The sequence below is a fragment of the Rathayibacter rubneri genome (assembly GCF_023743255.1).
Lineage (GTDB): Bacteria > Actinomycetota > Actinomycetes > Actinomycetales > Microbacteriaceae > Rathayibacter > Rathayibacter rubneri.
Window position 1 is genome coordinate 1 of record NZ_JAMRYM010000178.1, and the last position, 3,187, is coordinate 3,187.

A 3,187-nucleotide genomic window follows, 5' to 3' on the forward strand; every position below is an offset into this window, starting at 1 on the left:
GAGGTGGGCGTCGGGGTGGGCGAGGGCTCGGGGAGCTCGACACCGTCCCAGATGCTGCTCAGGTACTTCCCGGTCGGCCGGGTGCTGACCTCGTCGAGGTCGGCGGCGGTCGTCGCGGAGAGCGTCTCGTCGACGGTGAAGCCGCCCTTCGCGGCGGTCTTCCCGGGGAGGCTCGTGCGGGTGTTCACGACGCTGTCCCAGACGGGCTGGAGGGATCCGATGAACGTCGAGTCGGAGGCGTCGACGTTGCCGCCGCCGGACCCTTGGACGGCGCTGAGGCTGCCCGGTCCGTTGATGGCTCCGTTGAAGCCGGCACCGCCGGGGAGGAAGGGGTAACGCTGGGTGGTGACGGAGCCTGCCACGATGTAGGACTCCTCGAACGCGACGTTCCTGACCCCTCCGATGATGACGGCGCTGTTGTTCGAGCTGAACACGACGGTGTCCCTGACGGTCACCTGTCCGGTCACGCCGCCGCCCTCGATCTGGAGGCTGTCGGTGTGCGGCCGGGCCGCGTCGTCGCCGCCGTACGGCTCGTCGACGTAGAACGACGGGGCGATGTAGCCGCCCTCGACCAGCACGTCCTTCATCACGTCGGGCGCGTACGCCTTGATCTGCGCCGAGTCGGAGTTCTTCACCGTGGAGTCGGGCTCGACGACCTCGATGAGCTCCACGTCGCGCACGGGGACACCCGCGGAGGCGCTGAGGCCGAGCCAGTTCTCGTTGATGCGGAGCCACGCGAACGACGAGTGGGTCGCGCCCTTGACGTCGAGCGCGTCGATGTCGAAGCGCATGAGCGTGATGCCCGTCACGTCGCGGAGCGCCCAGCTGCCTCCGGTGACCGACTGGAAGCCGTCGCGCGCGGTGATCAGGACCTTGGCGCTCCCGGTGTTCGAGTAGCCGTTGAGCGCCGACAGGTCGTCGATGCGCCCCGGTGCCACCCTGATGACGACGCCCGCCGCGATCTCGCGCGACGTCAGAGCGTCGAGCGCCTCCCGGATCGCCGGACCGGACGCCTCGACATCGACGACGACGTGGTCGGAGGACGCGGAGCGGATGTCGGGGGTGTCCGACGGGTAGTGCGTGCCGTCCGGTCCGTAGGTCGAGCCCGCCGCGGCGGCCGGAGCGACCTGGAACGATGCCGCCGTGACGGCGATCCCTGCTGCGGCGACGACCGCGAGGACCCGCACGAGGTGCGTCCTCGCCCACCGCGCCGACCTCGTCGTCTCTCCTGCCCGGCGCAGATCATCCGCGTCCGGGGTCTGCATCGGTGCGGTGCAGGAGGGGGTGGGTCTGGCCATGGGGGTGTCGTCCGATCGACTCGTGCTGCGGGGGAGGGGTGCCCGGAACACGTCGCGGCGGAGGCCTCGAAACGCTGAACGGACCGGGCTCCTCCTGTGCAGGACGGAGCTCCGGCTGTACGCGTCACTGCGTTCCGAGCGGATGGTGCGGAGGACGACGGGTACCGCTGCTGCTTCGCGGCAGAGCGGGACTGGGGACCGTCGTGTTCGGTCTTGCAGGGTCGGGGTGATCGCCACGGTAGTACCCATTCGGACATCGCCGGGCTATGGAGTTTGCTTCTTGCCCCGTGCTCGCTCAGGGCGTAGGGGGAGGGGGCCTCGATCGGGGCGCCCGACGACGCGGAACGGGGCTCGAGGTCCGCCTGTGGAGGCGCTCCGGGCCCGGGTGGCGGAGCATGCGCTCGCCGAGAGCCTGCGCGGTTCTCCGGTCGAGGAGGCCCGGTCCGCACCGCGGACGGCTGCAGCGGTCACGCGGGTTCGAGGGTCGGGGAGGACGCTGCGGCGATCGGGCCGCCGGAACGAAGAAAGGCCCACCGAAGCGGGCCTTCCAGCACTCTCGCGAGTGGCACTGTCTCAACCAGTACTCGGTGGCTCCGAACCACCGAGTGGTCTGGATTCCGAGTGCGCCCGGAGGGATTCGAACCCCCAACCTTCTGATCCGTAGTCAGATGCTCTATCCGTTGAGCTACGGGCGCAGTCCATCGCGTGGCCCCGGGAGGCGCACGCAACGAGGTACGACTATACACGGCGGGCGGCCCCTCCGCGAATCGGCGGCGGGCCCGCGGGGGACTCCACTCCTCCGCGGACCCGGCGGTGCTCAGTCGACCGCGGTCATGCGGGCTCCCGCGCCCGTCAGCTGCGCGACCGTGAGGGTCCCGATGGGCTGCGGTGCGCCCTCGGGCGAGATCACGAACGCGTTGCGCGCGACGTAGAGGGCGCCGTTCTTCAGCTCGATCGCGGCGGGGGAGGTGACGGCCAGGCCGGTGATCGGCGTCGAGGTGCGCGGCAGGATCAGCGCGACGCGTCCCGTGCCCTGCGCTCCTCCGAACAGCTCGGTCACCGCGATCGTGCCGGTGACACGGTCGACGGCGAGGCCGGTGGCGCTGATCAGTCCCGTGGCGACGGTGCGGACCGCTCCCGAGACCGGGTCGACCTTCAGCACGGAGCCGCGGGCGCCCAGGCTCGCGTCCTCGGGGCCGCCGGGCAGCGAGGTGACGTACAGCTGCCCTCCGGGGCCCACCTCGACGTCGGTCGGGACGGGCTCGAAGGAGTAGCGGGAGCCGACGGTGCAGGCGGGGAACCCGTTCGCCGCGGCCGCCTCGGCGGTGACGACGACCGGTGCCGTCGGCGGCAGGACGGCGACGGTCGAGACCGCTCCGTCCGGCGCCACCTTCACGATCGCGTTGCCGGCGGCGTCGGCGACGTAGACGCCGGCGGCCGTGGCGGTCGAGGCGTACGGGTGGACGTCCACGACCCCCGAGTAGGAGGCGGGCCCGGGCAGCTGCGCGGCGCAGTCCGACGGCAGGTCGACGAAGCCGTAGGTGCTCCCGGCATCGGGGTTCGCGCTCGCCTCGTAGGCGCCGAGGTCGGCGAGCACGGTCGGCGCGCCGCCGTCGGTCGGAATCGACTTCAGCAGCGCGACTCCCTGCTCCTGGACCCCCTCGGTGTAGTAGACGGTGGAGCCGCGGACCGAGACCGAGCCGATCTCGGTGCCGGGGGCGGCGGCGGCGATCGACGTGCTGCCGTCGGGCGCGACCTTCGTGAGCAGTCCGGCGAAGTTCTGCGCGACGAAGGCGGTGCCGCGGTCGTCGACGGCGAAGCTCAGCGGGGAGACCAGGCCCGTGGCCCGGTCGGTGACGGAGACGAACGAGAGGGGGGAGGGGGCGGCC

General features: G+C 71.8%; 2 protein-coding genes and 1 tRNA gene. All 3 read right to left on the reverse strand.

Annotated features, from left to right (window positions below):
* Nucleotides 1–1,298: hypothetical protein (locus NB037_RS19055; RefSeq protein WP_251948582.1), on the reverse strand; the 1,298-nt coding region annotated here is incomplete at its 3' end.
* Between the two features lie 622 nt (nt 1,299–1,920).
* A tRNA-Arg gene (locus NB037_RS19060) sits at nt 1,921–1,993 on the reverse strand.
* A 122-nt stretch (nt 1,994–2,115) separates the two neighbouring features.
* Nucleotides 2,116–3,187: ScyD/ScyE family protein (locus tag NB037_RS19065; RefSeq protein WP_251948585.1), on the reverse strand; the 1,072-nt coding region annotated here is incomplete at its 5' end.